General features: G+C 70.2%; 19 protein-coding genes. 16 read left to right on the forward strand and 3 right to left on the reverse strand.

The window, feature by feature from the left end:
- The first annotated feature begins 83 nt into the window (after positions 1-83).
- The 10 genes from ABT352_RS14065 to ABT352_RS14110 all read left to right on the forward strand — a co-directional run bounded on the left by ABT352_RS14065 (position 84) and on the right by ABT352_RS14110 (position 13,860).
- On the forward strand, positions 84-2,624 hold the full coding sequence (locus ABT352_RS14065) for a sensor histidine kinase (protein ID WP_350945195.1): 2,541 nt from the start codon (positions 84-86) through the stop codon (positions 2,622-2,624).
- 294 nt (positions 2,625-2,918) lie between these two features.
- The gene (locus ABT352_RS14070; RefSeq protein WP_350945196.1) at positions 2,919-3,524 is read left to right on the forward strand and encodes a response regulator transcription factor; all 606 of its coding nucleotides are present in this window, start codon (positions 2,919-2,921) and stop codon (positions 3,522-3,524) included.
- Between the two features lie 364 nt (positions 3,525-3,888).
- On the forward strand, positions 3,889-5,364 hold the full coding sequence (locus ABT352_RS14075; protein WP_350945197.1) for a salicylate synthase: 1,476 nt from the start codon (positions 3,889-3,891) through the stop codon (positions 5,362-5,364).
- Positions 5,361-6,584, forward strand: coding sequence for a ketoacyl-ACP synthase III family protein (locus ABT352_RS14080; protein ID WP_350945198.1), 1,224 nt, complete (start codon positions 5,361-5,363; stop codon positions 6,582-6,584). Before ABT352_RS14075 ends, ABT352_RS14080 begins: the two co-directional genes overlap by 4 nt.
- Positions 6,585-8,336, forward strand: coding sequence for a (2,3-dihydroxybenzoyl)adenylate synthase (locus ABT352_RS14085; protein WP_350945199.1), 1,752 nt, complete (start codon positions 6,585-6,587; stop codon positions 8,334-8,336).
- Positions 8,337-8,343: 7 nt separating this feature from the next.
- Complete coding sequence (locus tag ABT352_RS14090; protein ID WP_350945200.1) at positions 8,344-8,625, forward strand: phosphopantetheine-binding protein; 282 nt, start codon at positions 8,344-8,346, stop codon at positions 8,623-8,625.
- Positions 8,622-10,097 carry an amidohydrolase family protein gene (locus ABT352_RS14095; protein WP_350945201.1) on the forward strand — a complete coding sequence of 492 codons (1,476 nt, stop codon included), beginning with the start codon at positions 8,622-8,624 and terminating at the stop codon, positions 10,095-10,097. The genes ABT352_RS14090 and ABT352_RS14095 overlap by 4 nt, the downstream gene beginning before the upstream one ends.
- 13 nt (positions 10,098-10,110) lie before the next feature.
- Positions 10,111-10,881, forward strand: coding sequence for a 2,3-dihydro-2,3-dihydroxybenzoate dehydrogenase (locus ABT352_RS14100; protein WP_350945202.1), 771 nt, complete (start codon positions 10,111-10,113; stop codon positions 10,879-10,881).
- 196 nt (positions 10,882-11,077) lie between these two features.
- Positions 11,078-11,785, forward strand: a complete 708-nt coding sequence (locus tag ABT352_RS14105; protein ID WP_350945203.1) for an isochorismatase family protein — start codon at positions 11,078-11,080, stop codon at positions 11,783-11,785.
- Between the two features lie 92 nt (positions 11,786-11,877).
- Entirely contained in the window at positions 11,878-13,860 is a 1,983-nt protein-coding gene (locus ABT352_RS14110) for an anthranilate synthase family protein (protein ID WP_350945204.1), read from the forward strand.
- 245 nt (positions 13,861-14,105) lie between these two features.
- Here the strand turns inward: ABT352_RS14110 and ABT352_RS14115 are convergent, their stop codons facing one another.
- The gene (locus ABT352_RS14115; protein ID WP_350945205.1) at positions 14,106-14,441 is read right to left on the reverse strand and encodes a winged helix-turn-helix transcriptional regulator; all 336 of its coding nucleotides are present in this window, start codon (positions 14,439-14,441) and stop codon (positions 14,106-14,108) included.
- A 162-nt stretch (positions 14,442-14,603) separates the two neighbouring features.
- On the opposite strand from ABT352_RS14115, the gene ABT352_RS14120 reads away from it, so the two are divergent.
- The 3 genes from ABT352_RS14120 to ABT352_RS14135 all read left to right on the forward strand — a co-directional run bounded on the left by ABT352_RS14120 (position 14,604) and on the right by ABT352_RS14135 (position 16,995).
- Entirely contained in the window at positions 14,604-15,641 is a 1,038-nt protein-coding gene (locus tag ABT352_RS14120; protein WP_350945206.1) for an NAD(P)-dependent oxidoreductase, read from the forward strand.
- A 3-nt stretch (positions 15,642-15,644) separates the two neighbouring features.
- Positions 15,645-16,559 (forward strand): NAD(P)-dependent oxidoreductase, encoded by a 915-nt coding sequence (locus ABT352_RS14125; RefSeq protein WP_502992864.1) that lies wholly within the window; start codon positions 15,645-15,647, stop codon positions 16,557-16,559.
- 163 nt (positions 16,560-16,722) lie between these two features.
- Entirely contained in the window at positions 16,723-16,995 is a 273-nt protein-coding gene (locus tag ABT352_RS14135) for a GlsB/YeaQ/YmgE family stress response membrane protein (protein WP_350945207.1), read from the forward strand.
- Between the two features lie 400 nt (positions 16,996-17,395).
- On the opposite strand, the gene ABT352_RS14140 is transcribed toward ABT352_RS14135, so the two are convergent.
- Positions 17,396-18,427: a sporulation protein gene (locus ABT352_RS14140; RefSeq protein WP_350945208.1), complete on the reverse strand. Its 1,032-nt coding sequence runs from the start codon at positions 18,425-18,427 to the stop codon at positions 17,396-17,398.
- A 104-nt stretch (positions 18,428-18,531) separates the two neighbouring features.
- The gene (locus ABT352_RS14145; RefSeq protein WP_350945209.1) at positions 18,532-19,407 is read right to left on the reverse strand and encodes an ion transporter; all 876 of its coding nucleotides are present in this window, start codon (positions 19,405-19,407) and stop codon (positions 18,532-18,534) included.
- A gap of 329 nt (positions 19,408-19,736) precedes the next feature.
- Here ABT352_RS14145 and ABT352_RS14150 point away from each other — a divergent pair, with 329 nt between their 5' ends.
- The 3 genes from ABT352_RS14150 (at position 19,737) to ABT352_RS14160 (ending at position 22,986) form a co-directional block, all read left to right on the forward strand.
- Positions 19,737-21,125: a hemolysin family protein gene (locus ABT352_RS14150; RefSeq protein WP_350945210.1), complete on the forward strand. Its 1,389-nt coding sequence runs from the start codon at positions 19,737-19,739 to the stop codon at positions 21,123-21,125.
- A complete protein-coding gene (locus ABT352_RS14155; protein ID WP_350945211.1) occupies positions 21,122-22,138 on the forward strand; it encodes a hemolysin family protein in 1,017 nt (338 codons plus the stop codon). The genes ABT352_RS14150 and ABT352_RS14155 overlap by 4 nt, the downstream gene beginning before the upstream one ends.
- Before the next feature lie 266 nt (positions 22,139-22,404).
- Positions 22,405-22,986 (forward strand): hypothetical protein, encoded by a 582-nt coding sequence (locus tag ABT352_RS14160; protein WP_350945212.1) that lies wholly within the window; start codon positions 22,405-22,407, stop codon positions 22,984-22,986.
- Positions 22,987-23,010 lie beyond the last annotated feature (24 nt).

The raw sequence follows: 23,010 nt of genomic DNA on the forward strand, positions 1-23,010 counted from the left end.
GCTTATTTAGCTGATATAGATTGCTTCAGGGTCTCGGGATGAGTGGGGACGGGAAACCGGTCGGGCTTCGAAGGAGACGATCGATGACGGTTGACGCCGACTCCCCGCAGGGCTGGCGCGGACTCGCCAGGTCGCTGCCCGGTTCATCTCGGAGAACCCGGAGAAAGCGGCACAGGGAGGGCGGACTCGCCGCCCCCAGGGTGGCACGCGCGATCATCGTCGCCGTTCTGTACGGCTACGTGTTCAACGCACTGATGTTCGTATGGGGAAGTGGCCTGCCGAGCACCGAACTGTCGGGCTTCGCCGGCTGTCTGCTGGCCGCGCTTTTCCTGCAACTTTCACATTCGACACAGGAGGCTCTGAGCTGGCCCGTACCGCTCCGTGTTCTCACACTTTCGGTACAGGCCATTGTTACTTTTCTGCCTTTCACATGGGTCGGCCCGCAGGCGGGATCCATCGCGGGATTTCTCGCCGGGTCCATGCTGCTGGTGGTGGCGGGGCCGTGGCGCTGGGGACTCTTCTTCGCCGTCGCGGCCGGTGTCGGCGTGCTGCTCGCGCTCAGGGAACAGCACCTGATGGTGGTGGACGTCGTCTACAGCGTGTACTTCACCCTGCTCACCGGGCTGATGGTGTACGGGGTGAGCTCGCTGGCGTCCCTGGTGCGGGCGGTCCACGCGGCGCAGGGGGAGTTCGCGCGGATGGCGGTGGCGCGGGAACGGCTGCGGGTGGCGCGGGATCTGCACGACCTGCTGGGCTACAACGTCTCGGCGATGACACTGAAGAGCGAACTGGCCTACCGGCTGCTGCCGGGGGCGGCCGAGCGGGCGCGCAGCGAACTCCGCGACGTCCTGGTGGTCGCCCGCCGCGCGCTGGCGGAGGTACGGGTGGTCGCGGGCGGGTATCTGCCCATGTCGCTGACGGCGGAGGCGGAGTCGGCGAAGGCGATGCTTTCGGTCGCCGAGATGCGGGCCCGGGTGAACGTTTCACAGGAGGGCCTGCCGGAGGCGCTGGACACGGTGCTGGCGATCGTGCTGCGGGAGGCGGTCACCAACGTGCTGCGGCACAGCAAGGCGCAGCACTGTGAGATCGAGGCGTCTGTGGAGAAGGGCCGGGCGCGGCTTCGGGTCTGCAACGACGGGGTCGAGCCGGAGCTGGGGGCGCGTTCGTTCGAGGACGGTACCGAGCCGAGGGCACGTTCGTTCGAGGCCGGTACGGGGCTGGGGAATCTCAAGGGCCGGCTGGAGGCGGCGGGCGGACGACTGTCGGTCACGGTCGACGACGAGTGGTTCCGGCTGACCGCGGAGGCCCCCGTGGCGCCGGTCACCGCGAGGGCCGCGGTTTCCCAGGCGCCGGGGATGTCCGGCACGCCACAGGGCGAGTCCGCGCGACCGGACGCGCGGGATGACGGGCCACCGGGCAGGGGCCCGGCGCGGGCGTGGCATCTGCGGGTGGCCCGCTTCATCGCCGTGCTGGTGCTGTCGGGGTACGGCCTGCTCATCGTGGTCAACGTGCTGGCGCGGCCGACGAGCCCGCTCGAACTGGCGGGATTCACCGCCTGTGTCGCCGTGCTGGTCGGCGTGCAGATCGTCGACTCCCTGGGGGAGCCGCGTTCGTGGCCGGCGTGGCTCAGGAGGGCGACCCTGGTGGTGCAGACCGTCGCCACGCTCCTGCCGCTGCTGTGGATCGGCGCGCCGTGGGGTTCGATGGGCGGCTTCCTCGCGGGGGCGGTGCTGCTGATGGTGGCGAGCTTCTGGCGGTGGGTGCTGTACGCGGCGATCGGCGCCGGCGTGCTGCTGCTGTCCGTGCTGCAGGGCGACACGGTGGAGTGGACCGCGTACCTGGTGATCTCCACGCTGCTGACCGGCCTGGTGGTCTTCGGCATCGGCTCGCTGTCGGACCTGGTGGCGCGGGTGGACCGGGCGCGAAGGGAACTGGCGTGGATGGCGGTGACCCAGGAGCGGCTGCGGGTGGCGCGGGATCTGCACGACCTGCTGGGTAACGACCTCTCGGTGATGATCGCCAAGAGCGAGCTGGCGTACCGGCTGCTGCCGGGGTCGGCGGAGCGGGCGAAGTGCGAGGTGGCGGAGGTGCTGGAGATCGCGCGGCGGGCGGTCGCGGATGTCCGGGCGGTGGCCGGTGGATACCGGCACATGTCGTTCGGCGCGGAGTCGGACCTGTTGGTCTCCACACTCGCCGCCGCCGGAATCGACGTCGAGGTGAGGATCCCCGAGGACGTGGCCCCGGGGAATCTGGACGCGGTGCTCGCGGTCGTTTTGCGGGAGGCGGCCACGAACGTGCTGCGGCACAGCAGGGCGCGGCACTGCGTGGTCGAGATGGCCGTGGACGAGGCCGGGACGCGGCTGTGCGTGACCAACGACGGGGTGCCGCCGGGGACGCTTCCCGACGTCCGTGACGGCTCCGGGCTGGGGGACCTCACGGAGCGGCTGCGTGCCGTCGGCGGGCGACTGACGGCCGAGGTCGTCGACGGCACGTTCCGGCTGGTCGTCGTCTTCCGTGCGGAGAAGCCGAGGGACATGCCCGGAGGCGTGCGGGAGGACGGGCCCGATGCCCTGTCCGGGGACATGCCGAGGGATGTGGAGGGAACGGACGGCGACGGGGGGTGATTCGGCCGGATCGTTCTGACTGACAAGTCAGAGTAAGCAGCTGTCAGATTCCGCTGGCATTGCCAAACGTAATTGACTGGGTACTATTCGGATCAAGATCGGTGGATCCAGTAAGCTTGATCGAACAGTGGTGAGGCGTACATGGAGGGGAGTCGCCTCGCGAGGTCGATCGAGAGGCTGGTCACCGAGCCCCCCGTGACGACGATCGCGGGATCACCCGCGAGATCGAGAGCCCCTGTCGCGTCCGGGTGTCGTTTCTCGCCCTGAAGCCGAAGTCCGGACAGGAGTGCCGCTGTGCTGAAGATCCTCCTCGCCGAGGACGTACCGATGGTGCGCGGAGCGCTGGCGGCCCTCCTCGACATCGAGCCCGACCTCACGGTGGTGGCCCAAGTGGGCAGCGGGGACAGGATCGTGCCCACCGCGCTCGAGACGCGCCCCGATGTCGCGATCATCGATGTCGACCTGCCCGTGCTCGACGGTCTCTCCGCGGCGGAGGAGCTGCACGCGAAGCTGCCCACCTGCCGGACGCTGATCCTGACCGGCCTTGGAAGGCCCGGCACCCTTCGCCGCGCCCTGTCGGTCTCGGTCTCCGGCTTCCTGCTCAAGGACACGCCCTCGGAACGCCTCGCCCAGGCGGTCCGCGAGGTGGCCGCGGGGCGTCGCATCGTCGACCCGCAGCTCGCGCTGACCGCGTGGGACGTCGGGGAGAACCCGCTGTCCGGACGTGAGGTCCAGGTCCTGAGGCTGGCCGCGGGCGGCGCCGAGCCGCCGGAGATCGCGGCCATCATGCACGTGTCCGTCGGGACCGTGCGCAACTATCTCACCAAGACGGTCACCAAGCTGAACGCGAGGAACCGGGTGGACGCCATCCGTATCGCCACCGAGGCCGGCTGGATCTGACCGGCCTCCGACCGGCCGGGGTCGGGACCGTGCGCGACCATCTCGGCAAGACGGTCACCAAGCCGAACGCGGGGAACCGGGTGGACGCCGTCCGTCGGCTGGATCTGACCGGCCTCTGACCGATCAGGGCCGGCTGGGTCTGAACCGGCCGCGACCTCGCGTTTCTCCGGTCCTCCCGCCCTTTTCCCGGTCGACTTCCCGGTCGCTGTTTCGTCTCTCCCGTTTTCTTCCTCGCCATTCCGTCTTCGCATCCTGAAAAGCATGTCTTATCGCGGGCCCATTGTCCTGATTTTGTTACCAGCTTAGCGTAATTGCTGGTAACAAAAAGAGCCGGCTTCCCACGGCCAGGAAAGGATGCCCGCAGATGAGTTCCAACAGGTGGCTGCACTACTTCGAGACGCAGGTTCCCCTCTCAGAGGAGCCGCCGAGGGTCGCGGCCAGGCTCGCCGCCTCCGGCCCGTACGCGGAGTACGTCGTGTACGAGAGCGGCGGCAAATGGTCCTACGCGGCAGGCGCGCGGGCCGAGGTCACGCTGGACCGCACCGGCGCCCGGCTGACCCAGGAGAACGAGCCCGACGTCGTCCTGCCCTGGAGCGACCGGCCGCTGCACCAGGTGGCCCGGCTGCTCGACATCGTGAAGGTCCCCGCCTGGCGCGCCTACGGCTGGGCGACCTTCGAGCTCTCCTACGCCAAGGACGGCAGGCTCGACCACGTCGGCGACAACCGGCTGCTGCACCTCGTGGTGCCGAAGGCCGAGGTCCGCATCGAGGACGGCCACGCCCACCTGCGCGCCGCCGACCAGGAGACGCTGACCGCGCTGCTGGAGACGATCTCCGGCCCCGCGGTCACCTCCGAGGCGCAGCCGAAGCCGCTGGACGTGCGCGAACGCGGCGAGGACGCGTACCGGACGGCGGTGCGGCTCGCGGTCGAGGAGATCAACCGGGGCGACCTGCACAAGGTCATCCTGTCGCGGGTCGTCGACGTCGACGAGGACATCGACCTGATCGCCACCTACCTCGCGGGACGCCGGGGCAACAACCCCGCGCGGTCGTTCCTGCTCAACCTCGGTGGCGTGGAGACGACGGGGTTCAGCCCGGAGATCGTGGTCAAGGTGTCCGCGGACGGCCGCGTGGTGAGCCAGCCGCTCGCCGGGACGAGGGCGCTCACCTCCGACCTGCTGGAGAACGAGAGCCTGCGCGCCGACCTGCTCGCCTCCGCCAAGGAGATCTACGAGCACGCCATCTCGGTGAAGGTCGGCACCGACGAGCTCGTCGACGTCTGCGTGCCCGGCTCGGTCGAGGTGCCGGAGTTCATGGCGATCCGCGAACGCGGCAGCGTCCAGCACCTCGCCTCCCAGGTGTCCGGCAAGCTCGCCCCCGGCCTTCGGGCGTGGGACGCCTTCGGCGCGGTCTTCCCCGCCGTGACCGCGTCCGGCGTGCCCAAGGAGGCCGCGTACACCACGATCCGCAGGCACGAGCCCGAGTCGCGGGGTCTGTACAGCGGGGCCGTGCTCACCGTCGACCACAACGGCGAGATGGACGCGGCGCTCGTGCTGCGCAGCGCCTACCGCCAGAACGGCCGCACCTGGCTGCGCGCCGGGGCCGGCATCGTCGGGCAGTCCACTCCCGAGCGGGAGTTCGAGGAGACCTGCGAGAAGCTCGACAGCGTGGCGCGCTACCTGGTTCCCGCCGGCGGGAGAGGCGCCCTGGCGGCCGACTTCGCCGCCTCCGCCGGTCTCGACGCCGGCCTGGACGCGGGCCTGGTCCCCGCCGCAGGGGGAGGCGTCCTGGCTGACGACTCCGCCGACCTGCTCTCCGCCGTGGGGGGAAGCGCGCGATGAGGGTCGACGACATCTACCTCGCGGGGGTGGGCACGTACCTGCCCCCCGTGGTGACCACCGAGCACGCGGTCGGAAGGTCCTGGTACGACCGGGCCGACCGCGAGGCCTCCGGGATGGAGGCCGTGATGGTGGCCGGCGAGACGCCGGCACCGGAGATGGCGGCCCGCGCGGCCCAGGTCGCGCTGCGCCGCTCGGGCCACGGCCCCGACGACTTCGGCGCGCTGCTGCACAGCGACAGTTACCACCAAGGGCCGGACGGTTGGTCGGCGCCGCACTACGTGCTGCGCAGGACGCTGGACCGGCCGATCACCGCCCTGGAGATCCGGCAGGGCTGCCTCGGCATGATCGCGAGCCTTGAGATGGCCGCGCACCGGCTCATCGCCGACCGTGGCAGGGACCGCAAGGACGCGGTGCTGCTGACCGCGGGCGACAACTTCTCGGCCCCGGGGGTGGACCGGTGGCGGGCCTCCAGGATGTTCCTGCTCGCGGACGGCGGCGCCGCCGCGGTGGTCTCGCGGCGCGGAGGCTTCGCCCGGGTGCTCGCCTTCGGGACGGTCTCCAACCCCGGGATGGAGGAACTGCACCGGGGCGGGGAGGTCATCTTCCCGCCCGGCGTCACGATCGGCCGCTCGCTGAACTTCGAGGAGCGCAGCGACTACTGGCGCAGGCAGTGGGCGGCGGGCATCGCACCCCCCATGGGGCACTTCGGCGAGTGCGTCGCCGAGGCGGCCGACCGGGCGCTGGAGGAGGCCGGGATCTCCATGGAGAAGGTCACCCGCGTCTGCCACACCGCCTTCGCGCGGAACTCCCTGGAGGCGATGTTCCTCGACCCCCTGGAGATCGACGCGGACCGGGGCCTGTGGGACTTCACCCGGAGGGTCGGGCACGCCGGCGCCGCCGACCCGTTCATCGGCCTGGAGCACCTGTGGACGAGCGGGCAGGTCGTCCCCGGAGACCACGTGCTGCTCATCGGCAGCGCCCCCGGCATGGAGGCCGGATGCGTGGTCCTGGAGATCATCGCCCCGTACGAGCCCGGCGACCACGGGTCTGAGAGCGACGAGGCAGCGAGCCGCGGAGCCGAGAGCCACGAGCTCCAGAACGACGACCACGAGCCCGAGGACCAGGAGATCCAGCACGACGACCACAGACGCCCGGGGCACGAGCCGCGAGACGGCGACCAAGGGCCCGAGAACCGCGAGCCGGAGAACGGAGGCCGGTAGATGCTTGACGGATGCACACCGTGGCCCGAGGAGTTCGCCACCCTTTACCGGAGTGAGGGCCTCTGGCGCGGAGAGCGCCTCGGCGACCTCCCGCGGACCTGGGCCCGCACCTTCGGAGACCGTACGGCACTGGTCGCCGGAGATCTGCGCCTGTCCTACCGGGACCTGGAGAACCGGATCGACCGGATGGCGGCGGGATTCCACCGCCTCGGGGTCGAGCCCGGCGACCGGATCGTCCTGCAACTGCCCAACGTGCCCGAGTTCGTCATCGTGGCCTTCGCGCTCTTCAGGGCGGGCGCCAAACCCGTCTTCTCCCTCGCGTCGCACCGGGCGAACGAGATCAGGCACCTGTGCGAGCTGTCCGGCGCGTCCGGATACGTCGTCCCCGGCGTCTATCGCGGGTTCGACCACACCGCGCTCGCCCTGCGGATGGCCGACGAGGTGGCGAGCCTGCGCCAGATCTTCGTCCTGAACGCGGAAAACGGCGAGGAGAGCGACGCGGGGAGCGGCGCCGAGACCGGCACGGCCGGTGCGACGGTGATCCCGCTCGCGCGGGTGGACGCCGACCCGGTCCCGCTTCCCGACAGCGACCCCTCGGACGTGGCGTTCTTCCTGCTCTCCGGCGGGACGACCGCGCTGCCCAAGCTGATCCCGCGTACGCACGACGACTACGTCTACCAGACAGGAGCGGTGGCCGAAGTCTGCGAGCTCGGCGCGGACGACGTCTACCTGGCGGCGCTGCCGGTGGAGTTCAACTTCACCTGGGGCTGCCCGGGGGTCGTCGGCACGCTCGGCCAGGGCGGCACGGTCGTGCTCGTCGAGACCCCGGTCGCCGAGGACTGCTTCCGCGCGATCGAGCGGGAGCGGGTCACCGTCACCTCGGTCGTCCCCACCGTGGCGCAGCTCTGGCTGGAGGAGGCGGCGTGGGGAGAGGCGGACCTGTCCAGCCTGCGCGTGCTGCAGATCGGCGGGGCGAGGCTCCAGCCGGAACTGGCCGCGCGGATCGAGCCCGAGCTGGGCTGCCGCCTCCAGCAGGTGTTCGGCATGGCCGAGGGACTGCTCTCCATGTCCAGGAAGGGCGACGACCCCGAGTCCGTCGTGCAGACCCAGGGGCGGCCGATCTCACCGGCCGACGAGGTGCGGATCGTCGACGAGCACGACGCCGAGGTGCCCCCGGGCGTCACCGGCGAGCTGCTCACCCGCGGCCCGTACACCCTGCGCGGCTACTACCGCGCCGAGGAGCACAACCGGCGGGCCTTCACCGAGGACGGCTTCTACCGCACCGGCGACCTGGCCAGCCTCACCCCCGAGGGGAACCTCGTCATCGAGGGGCGGCTGAAGGACGTCGTGATCCGCGGCGGAGACAAGATCTCGGCCGGAGAGGTGGAGGGTCATCTGCTCACCCACCCCTCGGTCGCGAGGGCGGCGGTCGTACCGGTGCCCGACGAGTTCCTCGGCGAGCGGATCTACGCGTTCGTCGTCCACCGGGGCGAGAAGCCGGCGCTGGCCGAGCTGAAGCGGGCGCTGCACGAGCGCGGGCTGGCGGAGTTCAAGCTGCCGGACCGGGTGGAGTTCGTCGAGGACTTCCCGCTCACCCCGCTCGGAAAGATCGACAAGAAGGTGCTCGCCGCCGCGGCGAAGGACCCGGCCCTGTCCCGCGACTGGGCGCCCGCGCCGTCCACCCCCGACCCCCGGGACATCCCCGACCACGAGAAGACCCTCGTGCGCCCGCTCGCACGCCAGGAAAGGTGAACCAGCCATGCAACGCGACATCTCGGCACCGCCCACGACCGACGACCTGCGGCGGGCCATCGCGACGATCGTCGGGACCGAACCCGGCGAGATCACCGGCGACGCCAACCTCGTCTACCTCGGACTGGGATCCCTGGAGATGATGCGGCTCGTCACCCGGTGGCGCCGGCAGGGCATCGCCGTGGAGTTCGGCGAGCTCGCCGCCGAGCCGACCGTCGACGCCTGGCAGAGGCACCTGCGCGCGGCCTGGGAGGCCGGGCAGGTGAAGACGAAAGAGGCCGCCCGATGAGCGCGCTGCTGATCAGGGGCGGCTGCCTCTACCCGGCCGACGCCGAGGCGAGCGTCGTCCCCGACGGCTCCGTGCTCGTCGAGGGCGAGCGGATCGTCGCCGCGGGGAGCACCGAGGAGGTCGAGGCCGCGCTGGAGCCCCGGCACCGCGAGAACCTGCGCACGATCGACGCCAGGGGGAAGATGATCCTGCCCGGTTTCGTCAACGCGCACTGGCACGACCTGTTCGCGATGCGGTTCCCCTTCAAGGGCGCGCTGCGACCCGCCGCCGACCGCGACGACAAGCCCGTGTTCATGGCGCTGGGCGGCGACCTCCGGCAGATCTCGATGGTCTTCGACTCCTTCCACGACCAGATCGACCGGCTCACCCCCGAGGAGGCCGAGGCGATCGCCCGCTACTCGATGTGGACCCAGCTGCGCTCCGGCGCGACCACCCTCGGGGACGTGGGCTCGTTCAACCGGCCGGAGGCACTCGCCTCGGCCGCCCGCCACCTCGGCATGCGATGCTCGGTCAGCACCTGGGCGAGCGACGCGGTGTGCGCCCCCGGCGAGTCGCGGTTCCGCAGGACCCGCGACGCCGACGTGGTGCTGCGGCGGATCGAGGACCTGCTGCGCGCCTGCGAGCAGGACACGAGCGGGCTGGTACGGGCGAGGCCGACCTCGGTCTACGGGGTCACCATGACCGACGAGCTCGGCGCCGGTCTCGCCGAACTCGTCGCCAGGTACGACGTGCCGTTCGCGACGCACGTCGGCGCGCTGCGCAACGAGGCAGAGGTGATGCGGAGCTACTACGGCACGACCCCGGTCCGCAGGTTCGCCGACCTCGGCCTGCTCTCCGACCGGTTCATGGCGGTGCACTGCGCGTTCGCCGACGAGGACGAGCGCAAGATGCTCGTCGCGGCGAACGCGCACATCAGCCACTCGCCGGCGAAGTACGGCCCCGCCGGGGAGTCCTCGCTCACCGAGACCCGGGTGATCCCGGAGTTCCGGCGCGCCGGGCTGGACGTCTCGCTCTCCACCGACGGCGCCGCGCTGCCGATCGGCGGCATGGCCGAGGCGATGCGGGTCACCTGGCAGATCTACAACGAGATGTACGCCGACCCGACCGAGGTGCTTCCGACCGACGCGCTGGCGATGGCCACCCGGATAGCGGCCCAAGGGCTGGACTGGGCGGGGGAGATCGGCAGCGTGGAGGCCGGCAAGCAGGCCGACCTGCTGCTCGTCCCCGCCGACGACTGGCGCTACCTGCTCAACCCACGCCCGCTGGAGAGCTTCCTCGCCCTCGGCGGCTCGGCGGACGTGGACACCGTGATCGTCGCGGGCCGGACCCTGGTGGAGGGCGGCAGGGCCACCGGCCTCGACGAGGACGAACTCGAAGCCGACTACCTTGAGGCACTCGGAACCTTCTCTGTGCGCTGTCTCGGTGTCGATCCCGACCTGGTCGCCACGCTCACCCGTGCGGCACGAAGATGAGGAGGCACGACCGATGCGCGATAAAACAGCTCTGGTCACCGGGGCGGCAGGCGGTATCGGCGAGGCGGTGGTGCGGGCGCTGGCCGCCGAGGGCGTCGCCGTCGCGGCGATGGACGCGAACGCCGAGGCACTGAACACGTTCGTCAAGGAACTCGCCGAGGCAGGGCACCGCGTCCTGGGCCTCGTCGCGGACGTCGCCTCCAGCGCCGAGGTGGACGCCATGGTGGAGCGGGCGGAACGCGAGCTGGGACCGATCGACTACCTGGTCAACGCCGCCGGGGTGCTGCGCGTCGGCGCGGGGGCCTCGCTCAGCGACGACGACTGGGACACCACGTTCGCGGTCAACGCGACCGGTGTGTTCCACGTCAGCAGGGCGGTGGCGAACCGGATGATCCCCCGGGGCTCCGGGGCGATCGTCACGCTGGCCTCCAACGCGGCGAGGACCCCGCGCTGGAACATGGCCGCCTACGCGGCGTCCAAGGCGGCGGCGAGCAGCTTCACCAAGTGCCTGGGGCTGGAACTCGCCAAACACGGGATCCGGTGCAACGTCGTCGCCCCCGGCTCCACCGACACACCGATGCTGACCTCGCTGTGGAACGGAGACGACGCGCTGCGGATCTCCATCGAGGGCGCGCCGGAGACCTTCCGGGTCGGCATCCCGATGGGACGGCTGGCCCGGCCCGCCGACGTCGCCGACGCGGTGCTCTTCCTGCTCTCCGACCGCGCCGCGCACATCACCCTGCAGGACCTCACGGTCGACGGCGGCGCCGCCCTCGGCAACTGAGCACGACCCGGCCCACCGAGGCCGGAACCCGGTGGGAACGCCCTCGGTCCGCCCAGGCGAACCCGATGAGCACGACCCCGGCCCGCTCGGGCGACCCCGGCCGGTACGGCCCCGGTCCGCCGAGGCGAACCCGATGAGCACGACCCCGGCCCGGCGAGGCCGGAACCCGGTACTTCACGAAGAACGGAGGCACACCATGGCGATCCCGGCGATCGACTCCTATCCCATGCCGACCGAGGACGAACTGCCTGAGAACATCGCGCGCTGGACCGTCGATCCCGATCGCGCGGTGCTGCTCGTCCACGACATGCAGAACTACTTCCTGAGCCCGTTCCCGCGCGGCCAGGCCCCCACGACCGACCTGGTGGAGAACGTCGTGGCCCTGCGGACGCGCTTCGCCGCGCTCGGCGCGCCGGTCGTCTACACCGCGCAGCCGGGAGGGATGACCGACGAGCAGCGCGGCCTGCTCAAGGACTTCTGGGGCTCGGGAATGAGCGCCGACCCCGAGCACCGGATGATCCTGGACCGGGTGGCCCCCGCCGGACCCGACGTCGTGTTCACCAAGTGGCGGCCCAGCGCGTTCTGCCGCACCGGCCTGCTCGACCTGTTGCGCGAGCGGGGTCGCGACCAGTTGGTGATCTGCGGGGTGTACGCCCACGTCGGAATCCTGATGACCGCTCACGAGGGCTTCTCCCAGGACATCCAGACCTTCGTGGTGGCGGACGCGGTGGCCGACTTCTCGCGGGAGTACCACCGGCAGGCGCTGGACTACGCGGCGTCGCGATGCTCGGTGACGCTGTCCACCCGGTCCGCGCTGGCGATGCTGGACGAGGCGGTCGCGGGCAAGATGGCGTTGAACGAGGTGGCGTTGCACGAGGCGGCCCTGGAAGGAGCGGGACGGTGACCGGGCCGGCGACCGGCACGGGGACCGGGACGGGGACCGTTCCGCCCTCCCGGACAGGGGCCGCACCGACGACCCGGACGGAGGCCGGAGCGATGACCGGAACGACAGCCGACGCGAGGAACGAGACGACCCTGCTCGACCGGATCCTCGGTCCGGACGCACCCCCGTTCGCCCTGCTGCACCGTCCCGGCTCGACCGGCGCGGACCGGCTCGACCTGCTCGTCGGGGAGACCACCGAGGTGAGTCGCATCGCGGACATCCCGCTTCCCCCCGAGAACGCCGACGACGACGCCCGGGGCGCCGGTGCCCGGCACGAGGTGCTCGCGATGCTGCCGTACCGGCAGATCGGCGAGCGCGGGTACGCGTTCCCCGACGACGAGGCCCCGCTGCTCGCGATGACCGTCGTCGACCAGGCCGTACTGCCGATGAGCGAGATCCTCGACCGGCTCCCCGACGGGCCGATCGAGCTGGGCGAGGGAGACTTCGACTCCGACGACGAGGAGTACGCGGCCACCGTGCGCCGGGTGCTGTCGGAGGAGATCGGCCGGGGGACCGGCGCGAACTTCGTCATCAAGCGGTCGTTCTCCGCCGAGATCACCAACTGGTCGACCCGCACGGCGCTCGCGTTCTTCCGGCGGCTGGTCGGCAGGGACCCCGGCTGTCACTGGACCTTCGTGATCCACACCGGCGGGCGTACCTTCGTGGGCGCCTCGCCGGAGCGGCACATCACCCTCGACGCGGGCACCGTGGTGATGAATCCGATCAGCGGCACCTACCGGTATCCCGCGGACGGCCCCGAGGTGTGCGGGGTGCTCGGCTTCCTGTCCGACAGCAAGGAGGCGAACGAGCTCTACATGGTGCTCGACGAGGAGCTGAAGATGATGGGCCGGGTGTGCGACCTCGGTGGCCGCACGGTGGGTCCGTACCTCAAGCAGATGGCGCGCCTGGCGCACACCGAGTATCTGATCGAGGGGCGCAGCTCGCTGGACGTGCGGGACATCCTGCGCGAGACCATGTTCGCGCCCACGGTCACGGGCGGCCCGCTGGAGAGCGCCTGCCGGGTGATCAGCCGCTACGAGCCGGAGGGCCGGGACTACTACGCGGGCATGGTCGCGCTGATCGGCCGGGACGAGACCGGCGCGCGGGCGCTGGACTCCGCGATCGTCATCCGTACCGCCGACATCGACGCGTCGGGCCGGATGCGGATCTCCGTCGGCGCCACGCTGGTCCGCGACTCCGACCCGGCCTCCGAGGCGGAGGAGACCCGGACGAAGGCGGCAGGGCTGCTGGAGGCGCTGCGCCACGCGCCGGGCGGCGGCATCGGCGCCTCCGCCCCGGTGGTGGACATGAGCGTCCACCCGAAGGTGCGGCGGGCGCTGATCGAGCGGAACGCGCCGCTCGCCGGGTTCTGGTTCGAGGGACCGGACAGCAGGAGGCACCTGGTGCCGAGACTGGTCGGCCGCAGGGTGCTGGTGATCGACGCCGAGGACACCTTCACCGCGATGGCGAGGCACCAGCTCGCCGCGCTGGGGTGCGAGGTCAGCGTGCGCCGGTTCGACGAGGACTACCGGCTGGAGGAGCACGATCTGGTCATCGTCGGCCCCGGTCCGGGGGACCCCAGGGACTATGCCGATCCCAAGATCGCTCATCTCAGGGAGACGACGCTGCGCCTCCTTGAGCTGGGTATCCCCTTCATGTCGGTCTGCCTCGGCCACCAGGTGCTCAGCACGCTGCTCGGGCTGGAGATCAGGCGGAACCCGTTCCCCAACCAGGGGGTGCAGCGGAAGATCGAGTTCATGGGGCGGACGGAGCTGGTGGGCTTCTACAACACCTTCGCGGCCCGCAGCTCCGCCGACCGGTTCCCCTGCCTGGAGCGCGAGGGCACGGTGGAGGTGTTCAGGGAGGCGTCGAGCGACGAGGTCCACGCGTTGCGCGGCCCCGGCTTCGTCTCGGTGCAGTTCCACCCCGCGTCGGTGCTCACCAGGAACGGCGTGGAGATCCTCGGCGAGGTCCTCAGCGACCTGCTGGTGCACGCCGAGCGTCCCGTCCCGGCCGGGGCGGGAGTCTCGGCGTGAGTTCTCGCCCGTGCGGGTCCCGGCTCCTGCGGTGAGTCCTCGTCCCGTACGGGCTCTCCCGTTCTGTCGGGAGCCTTCCGGTGAGTTCTCGCCGTGCGGGTCCCGGCTCCTGCGGTGAATCCTTGTCCCGCGCGGGCTCTCCCGGTGAGCTCCCGTTCCGTCCGGAGTCTTCCGGTGAGCTCCTGTCCCGTGCGGGTCGGGGCTCTCCCGGCGAGCGTGCCGACGAGACGGAACGGCGGAAACGGTCAGGGGCGGGGGAGGGCCTCGATGGTCTCCATGTGCGACTCGCCCCAGTCGCCGAGCGGGATGAGCGCGGTGTTCAGCGAGTGGCCGAACTCGGTGAGCGAGTACTCCACCTTCGGCGGAACCTGGTGGTATACCTCGCGGTGCACCAGGCCGTACGACTCCATCTCCCGCAGCTGCTGGATCAGCATCTTCTCGCTGATGCCCGACACACTCCGCCTCAGCTCCCCGAACCGGAGCGGGTTGTAGTGGAGGGCCCACAGGATCAGCGCCTTCCACTTGCCGCCCACGACGTCGATGGCGGCGTCGAGTCCACACGAATAGGTCTGTTTCTTCATCCCGCTCCCCATCCTTACTAAAAGGTTAGTACCTGACAAAATAGTAGGTACTTGAGGAAGTTTCAGCGGCGCGACAGCATCAAAACGTCCCAGCCTCGGGGTCACGAAGAAATCCGGGCCTGGGACCTTCGCATGCCGACACCGTATGAAACAGGGGGATAAATGAATATCGACGGCCGTCCGCCGGTGACAGTCATCGGCCTGGGGGCGATGGGAAAGGCGCTCGCCGGAGCCTTTCTGGACAACGGCCATCCCACGACCGTCTGGAACCGTACGGCCGGAAAAGGCGGGAAGCTCGTGGAGCGGGGCGCGACCGAGGCGGCCACCGCCGCCGAGGCGATCGCCGCGAGCCCGCTCGTCGTGGTCTGCGTACTGGACGACGCCGCCGTACGCGCCACCCTCGGCGCACCGGCCGCGCCCGGCGCGTCCGACAGCGCGGACATCCCACACGCCCCAGGCCCGCCCGACCTCGCGAACACCCCCGGAACCACCGGCGGCCCCGGCACTTCCACCGGCCCCGGCGCCGCGTCCGAAGCCCTGGCGGGCAGGACCCTGGTGAACCTCACCAACGGCACCCCCCGCCAGGCGCGCGAACTGGCCCGCTGGGCCTCCGCCCAAGGCGCCGACTACCTCGACGGCGGCATCATGGCGGTGCCCCCGATGATCGGGCGTCCGGGATCGCTCATCCTCTGCAGCGGATCGCCCCGGGCCTTCGCGGCCCACGAGGAGACCCTGTCGGCGACGGGCACCGTCAGCTACCTGGGCGAGGACGCCGGCCGGGCGGCCCTCTACGACATCGCCCTGCTCAGCGCGATGTACGGGATGTTCGGCGGCTTCCTCCAGGCCGTCGCCCTGGCCGGCTCGGAGAAGGTCCCGGCGACGGAGTTCACCCCGATGGTGGTCTCCTGGCTCAACGCCATGATCACCAGTCTGCCCGAGATGGCGAAGGCGTACGACGCGAACGACCACTCGGCCACCGTCTCGAACCTGGAGATGCAGGCGACGGGCTTCGTCAACCTGCTGGAGACCGGCAGGGACCAGGGCGTCGGCACCGAGCTACTGGAGCCCATGGGGGTGCTGCTCAACCGGGGGGTCGCCGCAGGCAGGGGCGGCGACGACCTCTCGGCCCTGATCGACCTGCTCCGCACGGACCCCGCGAAGGTCCCGGACGCCGGATCGAACGACCTCGGATCGGAGTAGAAGATGACCCACGACCATCCCGTACCGGTGACGGTCCTCGGCCTGGGACCGATGGGCCGGGCGCTGGCCGGAGCCTTCCTGGACAACGGCCATCCCACGACCGTCTGGAACCGCACGGCCGCGAAAGCCGAGGCCCTCGTCGCCCGGGGCGTGACCCGCGCCGACACGGTCGCCGACGCGGTCGCGGCGAGCCCGCTCACGATCGCCTGTGTGATCGACTACGACGCCGTACGGGCGATCGTCGAACCGGCCGCCGACGCGCTGAAGGGCCGCACCCTGGTCAACCTCACCGCCGACACCCCGGAGCACGCGCGCCGGATGGCCACGTGGACCGCCGAGCGCGGCGTCGACTATCTCGACGGCGCCATCATGACCCCGACGCAGACCATCGGCGGACCGGCGGCCGTCGTCCTGTACAGCGGGCCCGAGGAGATCCACCGCGCCCATCGGCGGACGCTGGCGAGCCTGGGCGGCACCTCCGCGTACCTGGGCGCGGATCCCGGAAGGGCGGCGGCGCACGACCTCGCCCTGCTCGACCTCTTCTGGACGTCCATGAGCGGTCTCGTTCACGCCTTCGCACTGGCGTCCGCGGAGAACATCGCCGCCAGGGACCTCGCCCCGCTCGCCAAGGGGATCGGCGCCCTGCTGCCCGACATCATCGACGAGTTCGCCGAGCAGGTCGACAACGGTGAGCACCCGGGCGACGAGTCCACCATCGTGTCGGCCGCGGCCACCATGGAACACGTCGTCCACGCGGCCCCGCGCCCGGGGCATCGACACCGGCGTGATGAGTGCCGCCCACGCCGTCGCCCGACAGGCGATCGACGCGGGTCGGGGCGGCGAGAGCTTCTCACTCCTGGCGGAGGTGCTCAAAAAGCCCGTACCGGCACCCTGATCGGCACTGTGACGGCCCCCTGACCGGCGACGCCTGCCGCTATGCCTGCGACAGGCAGCGGGGAAACCATGAAGAACGCGGGAGCGGCCGAGGGAACCACGACGAGCGCGAGATCGTTGGGTGTAGTGATCGACTCACAGCCTTCGGCCGACGCGAGTCGGCGACCGCCTCCCAGGAGCGTGCAGCATGGAAGTGACGGGCATCATCTCCGCTCTCATCATCGGTGTCGTGATCGGAGCGCTTGGCAGGCTGGTGGTCCCGGGACGTCAGTCCATCCCGATCTGGCTCACCATCGTGATCGGCATCATCTCCGCGTTCATCGGCACCGCGATCGCGACGGTGCTGGGAGTGGCGGACACCCGTGGGATCGACTGGATCGAGCTGGTCATCCAGATCGCGGTCGCCGCCGGTGGCGTGGTGCTCGCGGTGAAGGCGTACGACAAGCGCCAGATCCGCTGATCTCTCACTGAACGATCCGGACCGGCCTGTCGTTGAAGGCCGGTCCACGGTGCTCAGGACGCCTGAACATCTGAGCGCCTGGGCCCTTGAGCACCCGAGCATCTGAGCGCTTGGGCACTCGACCCGAGCCCTTGAGTACCCGAGCCCTTGAGTACCCGAGCCCTTGAGTACCTGAGCCCTTGAGCGCCCGAGCGCTTGGGCATCTGGGCGCCGAGAGGCACCGAGAGGAACCGCGGCGGGTCCGTCCTCGCCCGACCCGCTCACCGCCACGATCGTCGGCGCTTGAGCCGAGGGGAGCCGCGCCGGGCCCGTCCCGCTGCGCTGGCGAGACGGGCCCGGCGGTGTGGCCTCTCCGGTGGGACCTCGGTGAGATCGACGGGTCGATCTCACCGAGGTCCCACTACTCGTCCTCGCCCTCGTCGTCCTCGAAGATCTCGTCGACGATCTCGGCCGCGACGAAGCCGCCGACCACACCGGCCGCCCCGGCCGCGGCGACGCCACCCCAGCCAGGCCCGCTGCCGTGGCCACCGTGATGGCCTCCATGGTGACCGCCGTAGTGGCCGCCGCCCTGGTGGGCGTACGGGTCGTGGTGACCACCGTAGGGTCCGCCGCCGTGACCGCCGTAGGGGTCGTGGCCGCCGGCGTGGAAGCCGCCGTGCCCGTTCTGGGCGAGAGCGGCGAGCCAGCCGTTGATCTCGGCGGCCCAGTCACGGTGCGGGGCCTCGTCGTGGCTGGTCTGCCAGCGACCGAAGGCGTCCCCACCGGAGCTGTAGCCGCCGGAGCGCTTGTCGGCCTCCACGATGACGTCCAGGCCCACGGGACTGGCGACGAAGGTGAGCTCGACCTCGTTGATCTGCCCGGCGTACGCGGGCGGCGGGTAGAACTCGATCTCCTGGTAGAACGGCAGCTGCTGGCTGACACCGTAGAGGTGACCGTGCTCGATGTCGGCGCTCTTGAAGTGGAAGCCGAGCCGCACGAACGCGTCGAGCACGGCCTGCTGGGAGACGAGCGGTGCGATCTCGACCGGGTCCATGTCGCCCTTGTCGACGGCCGCGGCGATCGCGAGCTCGGTGCGCACCCCCATGACCATGCCGTGCAGGCGCTGGCCCATCACCTCGGTGACGGGAGCCTCCCACGGCACCGGCAGCTGGAACGGCACCACCCTGTCCTCGCCGCTGCGCAGCCGGAACGGCCCGCTGACCTGCGTACGGAAGAACTCCACCAGGCCCGTCTGCTCACCCTCGCCGTGCTCAGACTCCATCCTGGTGACCAGGCCGAGGGCGATGTACTCGATGTCGGCGTCGAAGTCGCCGCCCTTGACACGCACCTCGCCGCTCAGCAGCTCGCCGGGCCGCACCCTCGGCGCGGCCAGCACGGTGTCAACCGAGGGAGCTCCGACCCCGAAAGCCCCCAGCATCCGTTTGAAGATCACGGTTTCCTCTCTCTGTCTGGTGTGACGGTCGAGATGGAAACGATCACTCCGTGGCCCGGGTTCCCGATGTCCCATGCCGAATCGGCAGGTAAGAAAAACGTGTCTCACCTGGCGCGGAGGTCACAGGTGCACGATTCCTGCCGAGGTGCGGGTGTCATGTCCGTTGTGTCCACCGTGTCCGCCGCGTCCGCAGTGTTGGTTGTGCCGGGGGCCCGCATCGCCTCGACCGTGGCGTTCAGCCGGGAGAGTTCCTTCAGCACGGTGTTGAGCTTGTCCTCGGTCCGCTGCTCCTCGGCGGAGGTGTTGTAGTCGTCCATCGCGTTGACCACCACGGCGACGAAAAGGTTGAGCACCACGAAGGTCGTCATCAGGATGTAGATGACGAAGAAAGTCCAGGCCCAAGGGATTTCGTCCATCACCTGATCGGCGATGTCGGGCCAGGCCTCGCCCGTCATGACCTGGAACAGGCTGAACAGCGAGGTGGGCAGTTCGTCGAAGTAGTCGGGGGCCACCTCGCCGAACAACTGGGTGGCGAGGACGGCGAAGACGTACATCACCAGGGCGAGCAGCCCGACGATGGAGGCCATGCCGGGGGTGGCGGCGAGCAGGGCGTTGACGACCTTGCGCATGCTGGGAACGGCCGCGACCAGCCGCAGCGCGCGCAGGATGCGCAACGCCCGCAGGACCGAGGCCGGGCCGGAGGCGGGCACCAGCGCGATGGCCACAATGACGGTGTCGAACCAGTTCCAGGGATCCTTGAAGAACGCGCCACGGTAGGCGTACAGGCGGGCGACGAGTTCGACGACGAAGATCGCGACCACGATCCGGTCGGCGACGTGCAGCAGGCCCCCGATCCGCTCGATGAGGAAGGGGGAGGTCTCGGCGCCGATCGTGATGGCGTTGAAGACGATGACGGCGATGACGAAACGTTCGACGAGGGGGTTTTCGAGGGAGGAACGTACCCGTTCTCGGTCTGGCAAGTGGTCAGCTCCTGCTGGGGGCGAGACTGCGACAACGATGATCGTAAACACGTGCGAACAGGGATCGGCGAGACGATCGAGGTATGACCTGCCTCACAACCGGGCACTCGGCCGGCAGGTGAGACGTTGGCCTGGGCGAACATGTCGCCGTCGTTTTGTCCCGCAGGGGTCCACAGCATGGTGAGACCACCCGGGCCGACGGTGTCCGGATCAGCCGAAACGGTTCACTGGAACCGAGGAGAGAGCCAGGTGATGATGTCCGTGTCGTCGGACTCATGCCATAGAGCGGGACACCACGAAGATTGTCGATCACGGGACAGGGGTTCGCGGTGAGTATCGCCCTCGGCCTCCTGGCCGTGTTTGTGCTGACCCTGGCGACCGGTTACTTCGTCGCCCAGGAATTCGCCTACGTCACCGCCGACAGGCTGGCCCTGTCCCAGCAGGCGGCCGCCGGCGACAAGAAGGCGGCCAAGGCCATCAAGGTCATGGAGCGGCTGTCGTTCATGCTCTCGGGTGCCCAGCTCGGCATCACCGTCACCGCGCTGGTCGTCGGTTTCATCGCCAAACCCGCGCTGGCCGAGCTGGTCGCCCCCGCGCTGGTGGCCGCAGGACTGGGCGGCGCGGTCGACGCCGTCGCCCTGGTGATCGGTTTTGTCATCGCCACGATCATCCAGATGGTGCTGGGTGAGCTCGCGCCCAAGAACCTCGCGCTGGCCAGGCCCGAGCCGCTGGCCCGCGCGCTGGCCTCCTCCACCCTCGTCTACCTGATGATCGCCGGGCCGATCATCAAACTGTTCGACTCGACCGCCAACAGGTTGTTGCGGGCGGTCGGCATCGAACCGGTCGAGGAACTGCACCACGGTGCCACCCTGGAGGAGCTCGGGCACATCATCGGCGAGTCCGAGGCGCACGGGCACCTGCCCGGCGAGCAGGCCGACCTACTGGAGCGGGCGCTGGCCTTCTCCGACCACACCGCCGAGGAGGTCATGGTCGCGCGTGCGAACGTCATCGCCGTCAGCGGCTCGACGCTGGTCCCTGAGCTGGACGAGATCATCGCCCGCCACGGACACACCCACTACCCGGTGCTCGGCGGTGACGGCGTGGACGACCTGGTCGGCATGGTGAGCCTGCGCGAGCTGGCCGCGCTGTCACCGCAGCGGGCCGCGGGCACGCACGTCGCCGACATCGCCCGCGACGTGCTGGTGGTGCCGTTCTCGACCTCGCTGCCGGACCTGGTGGCGCAGATGCACGCCCGCGGGCAGGAGGTCGCCTGCGTCCTGGACGAGCACGGCGGCCTGAGCGGGCTCGTCACCTGGGAGGACGTCGCGGAAGAGCTGGTCGGGGAGATCGCCGACGAAAACGACCTCGACATCCCCGCCGTGCTCCACACCGGCGAGGACTGGGAGATCGAGGCGGAGCTGCGCATCGACGAGGTCGCCCTGAAGACCGGGCTGGAGCTGCCCGACGAGGACGACTACGACACCGTCGGCGGTCTGGTGCTGGATCGCCTGGGCCGTTTCGCCGTCCCCGGCGACGTGGTCACCGTGGAGTTGGTGCCCTCCACGGCCGATAACGCGCCCACCCACGTCGAGATCGAGGTGTTGACCTTGGACCGGCACGTTCCCGAACGGGTACGGCTACACCCCCTGCGCCGCCTCGGCCCCGCAGGTGAGCAGGCCCACGGACGGCTTCAGTCCGACGAGAGCGAGGAAAGGTGAACCTGCCCCTGGGCCTGGCCCTCACCGTCGCCCTGCTGATCGGCAACGGCTTCTTCGTCGCCTCCGAGTTCGCACTGGTCGCCGCGAAACGGCACCGGCTGGAGAAAGCCGCCGCGCACGGCAGCAAGGCCGCGGCCGCGGCGGTCAAGGGCATCCGCGAGCTGTCGCTGATGCTCGCCGGAGCGCAGCTGGGCATCACGTTGTGCTCGCTGGGCCTCGGCGTGGTCTCCGAACCGCTGATCGCGGGAAGTCTGACCCCGCTGTTTCACGACCTGGGCCTGCCCGAGGCCGCCGCGCACGCGGTCGCCTTCGTGATCGCGCTGGCGATCGTGACATTCCTGCACATGGTCATCGGCGAGATGGCTCCCAAGTCGTGGGCCATCGCCCACCCCGAGCGCTCGGCCACCATCCTGGCGCTGCCGTTTCGCGGCTTCACCGTGGCGGTACGGCCGATCCTGACCACGCTCAACGGTGTCAGCAACCACCTGCTGCGCCTGTTCCGGGTCGAGCCGCGTGATGAGATCTCCAACCCGCGCACCCCCGCCCAGCTGCAGCGTCTGGTGGAGGAGTCGCGACGGCTGGGTCTCATCGAGACCACCGACCACGCCGTGCTCACCCAGGCACTGCGCGCTCCGGTCGCCGAGATCGCCCCGCTGGTCACCCCCGCGGACGGCATCATCGCGGTCGCGGCCGACGACTCCTGCCAGGAGGTGATCGACACCTGCGCCCGCACCGGCCGCACCCGCCTGATCGTCCGGGACGACGCCGGTGAGGCGGTAGGCGTCGTACACGTGCGCGACGCCTACCTGGCCCGCCGTCGCGGGGCCACCTCTCGCGCGGGCGATCTCGCCTACCGCCTGCCCGAACTGCCCTCCACCGTCTCGGTTTCCGAGGCCGTGACCACACTGCGTGTCGCCCACAGACAGTTGGCGCTTGTCCGTACCCCCGATGGCGCCCTGGTCGGCCTGATCAGCCTGGACGACTTGCTGAGCACCCTGCTCATCCCCGCCTGACGGCAAGGACCCCGCGTGAGCACCTGTTCTCTCGGGTCGCGGAGCGTTCGAACCTGCGGCGTACCCACCTTTTGACCGCCGCCCGCACACCGTTCCCTCAGCCGAGGGTGAGGGAACGGTGCAGGATCCCGGCGGTGTCGTCCTCGCCGACCGGGAGCGGGGCGGTGGCGAGCAGACGCTGCTGCCTCACCGCCTCTCTGCCGCGAGATTCCCGTCGCAAGAGATATGCAAATCCCCCGCAAGTCGGGATCAATAGCATCGCCGTCATGATGAAGAGAACGATCACGCTGGCCGCCGTCGCCGGAGCCGCCGTGCTGGCGGCCCAGCTCCCCGCGTCCGCGAGTTCCTCCACCGCGCTGCTCCGGCTGCGCGGCGGTTTGACGTTGGAGATCCCGAACTCCTGGCGGGTGTACGGGACCGCGGACCAGGTCCGGGTGGTGACCGGTGCCTGTGCGCGGCCCAACGGCGGCTACTTCCAGCCGAAATGTGACAGCTTCTGGGTGATGGGACCGAAGGCCCTCAAGTCCGGGGGAGAAGGCTTCCGGCGATACGACCCCACACAGGGCCCGTACTACCCGGCCTCCGACGTGGTGCCCTGCGCGACCAACCCCAAGTACGGCCAGGTCATCGGCAAGGCGATCGCGGTCGGCTACCGCAACATCGGGGTCGCCCACAAGGCGCACTACCGGATCTGGCCGGGCCGGTGCGTGACCTACAGCGGCGGCGAGCAGAAGTCGACGTTCAAGCAGCGCGAGTGGTATCTGCCCCAGTCGAAGATCCTCATCATCGACCAGTGGGCCACCCCCGGCCTCGCCACCATCCTGAAAAACGCCACCTGGGCCAACTGACCACCTGCTCGAACCGCCCCCTCC

Source organism: Streptosporangium sp. NPDC000563 (genome assembly GCF_040299985.1).
Taxonomy (GTDB): Bacteria; Actinomycetota; Actinomycetes; order Streptosporangiales; family Streptosporangiaceae; genus Streptosporangium.

Coding starts and splice junctions, on each gene's coding strand:
- ABT352_RS14065 (WP_350945195.1), top strand. CDS start 84: ATGACGGTTGACGCCGACTCCCCGCAGGGCTGGCGCGGACTCGCCAGG.
- ABT352_RS14075 (WP_350945197.1), top strand. CDS start 3,889: ATGAGTTCCAACAGGTGGCTGCACTACTTCGAGACGCAGGTTCCCCTC.
- ABT352_RS14080 (WP_350945198.1), top strand. CDS start 5,361: ATGAGGGTCGACGACATCTACCTCGCGGGGGTGGGCACGTACCTGCCC.
- ABT352_RS14085 (WP_350945199.1), top strand. CDS start 6,585: ATGCTTGACGGATGCACACCGTGGCCCGAGGAGTTCGCCACCCTTTAC.
- ABT352_RS14090 (WP_350945200.1), top strand. CDS start 8,344: ATGCAACGCGACATCTCGGCACCGCCCACGACCGACGACCTGCGGCGG.
- ABT352_RS14095 (WP_350945201.1), top strand. CDS start 8,622: ATGAGCGCGCTGCTGATCAGGGGCGGCTGCCTCTACCCGGCCGACGCC.
- ABT352_RS14100 (WP_350945202.1), top strand. CDS start 10,111: ATGCGCGATAAAACAGCTCTGGTCACCGGGGCGGCAGGCGGTATCGGC.
- ABT352_RS14105 (WP_350945203.1), top strand. CDS start 11,078: ATGGCGATCCCGGCGATCGACTCCTATCCCATGCCGACCGAGGACGAA.
- ABT352_RS14110 (WP_350945204.1), top strand. CDS start 11,878: ATGACCGGAACGACAGCCGACGCGAGGAACGAGACGACCCTGCTCGAC.
- ABT352_RS14115 (WP_350945205.1), bottom strand. CDS start 14,441: ATGAAGAAACAGACCTATTCGTGTGGACTCGACGCCGCCATCGACGTC.
- ABT352_RS14120 (WP_350945206.1), top strand. CDS start 14,604: ATGAATATCGACGGCCGTCCGCCGGTGACAGTCATCGGCCTGGGGGCG.
- ABT352_RS14125 (WP_502992864.1), top strand. CDS start 15,645: ATGACCCACGACCATCCCGTACCGGTGACGGTCCTCGGCCTGGGACCG.
- ABT352_RS14135 (WP_350945207.1), top strand. CDS start 16,723: ATGGAAGTGACGGGCATCATCTCCGCTCTCATCATCGGTGTCGTGATC.
- ABT352_RS14160 (WP_350945212.1), top strand. CDS start 22,405: ATGATGAAGAGAACGATCACGCTGGCCGCCGTCGCCGGAGCCGCCGTG.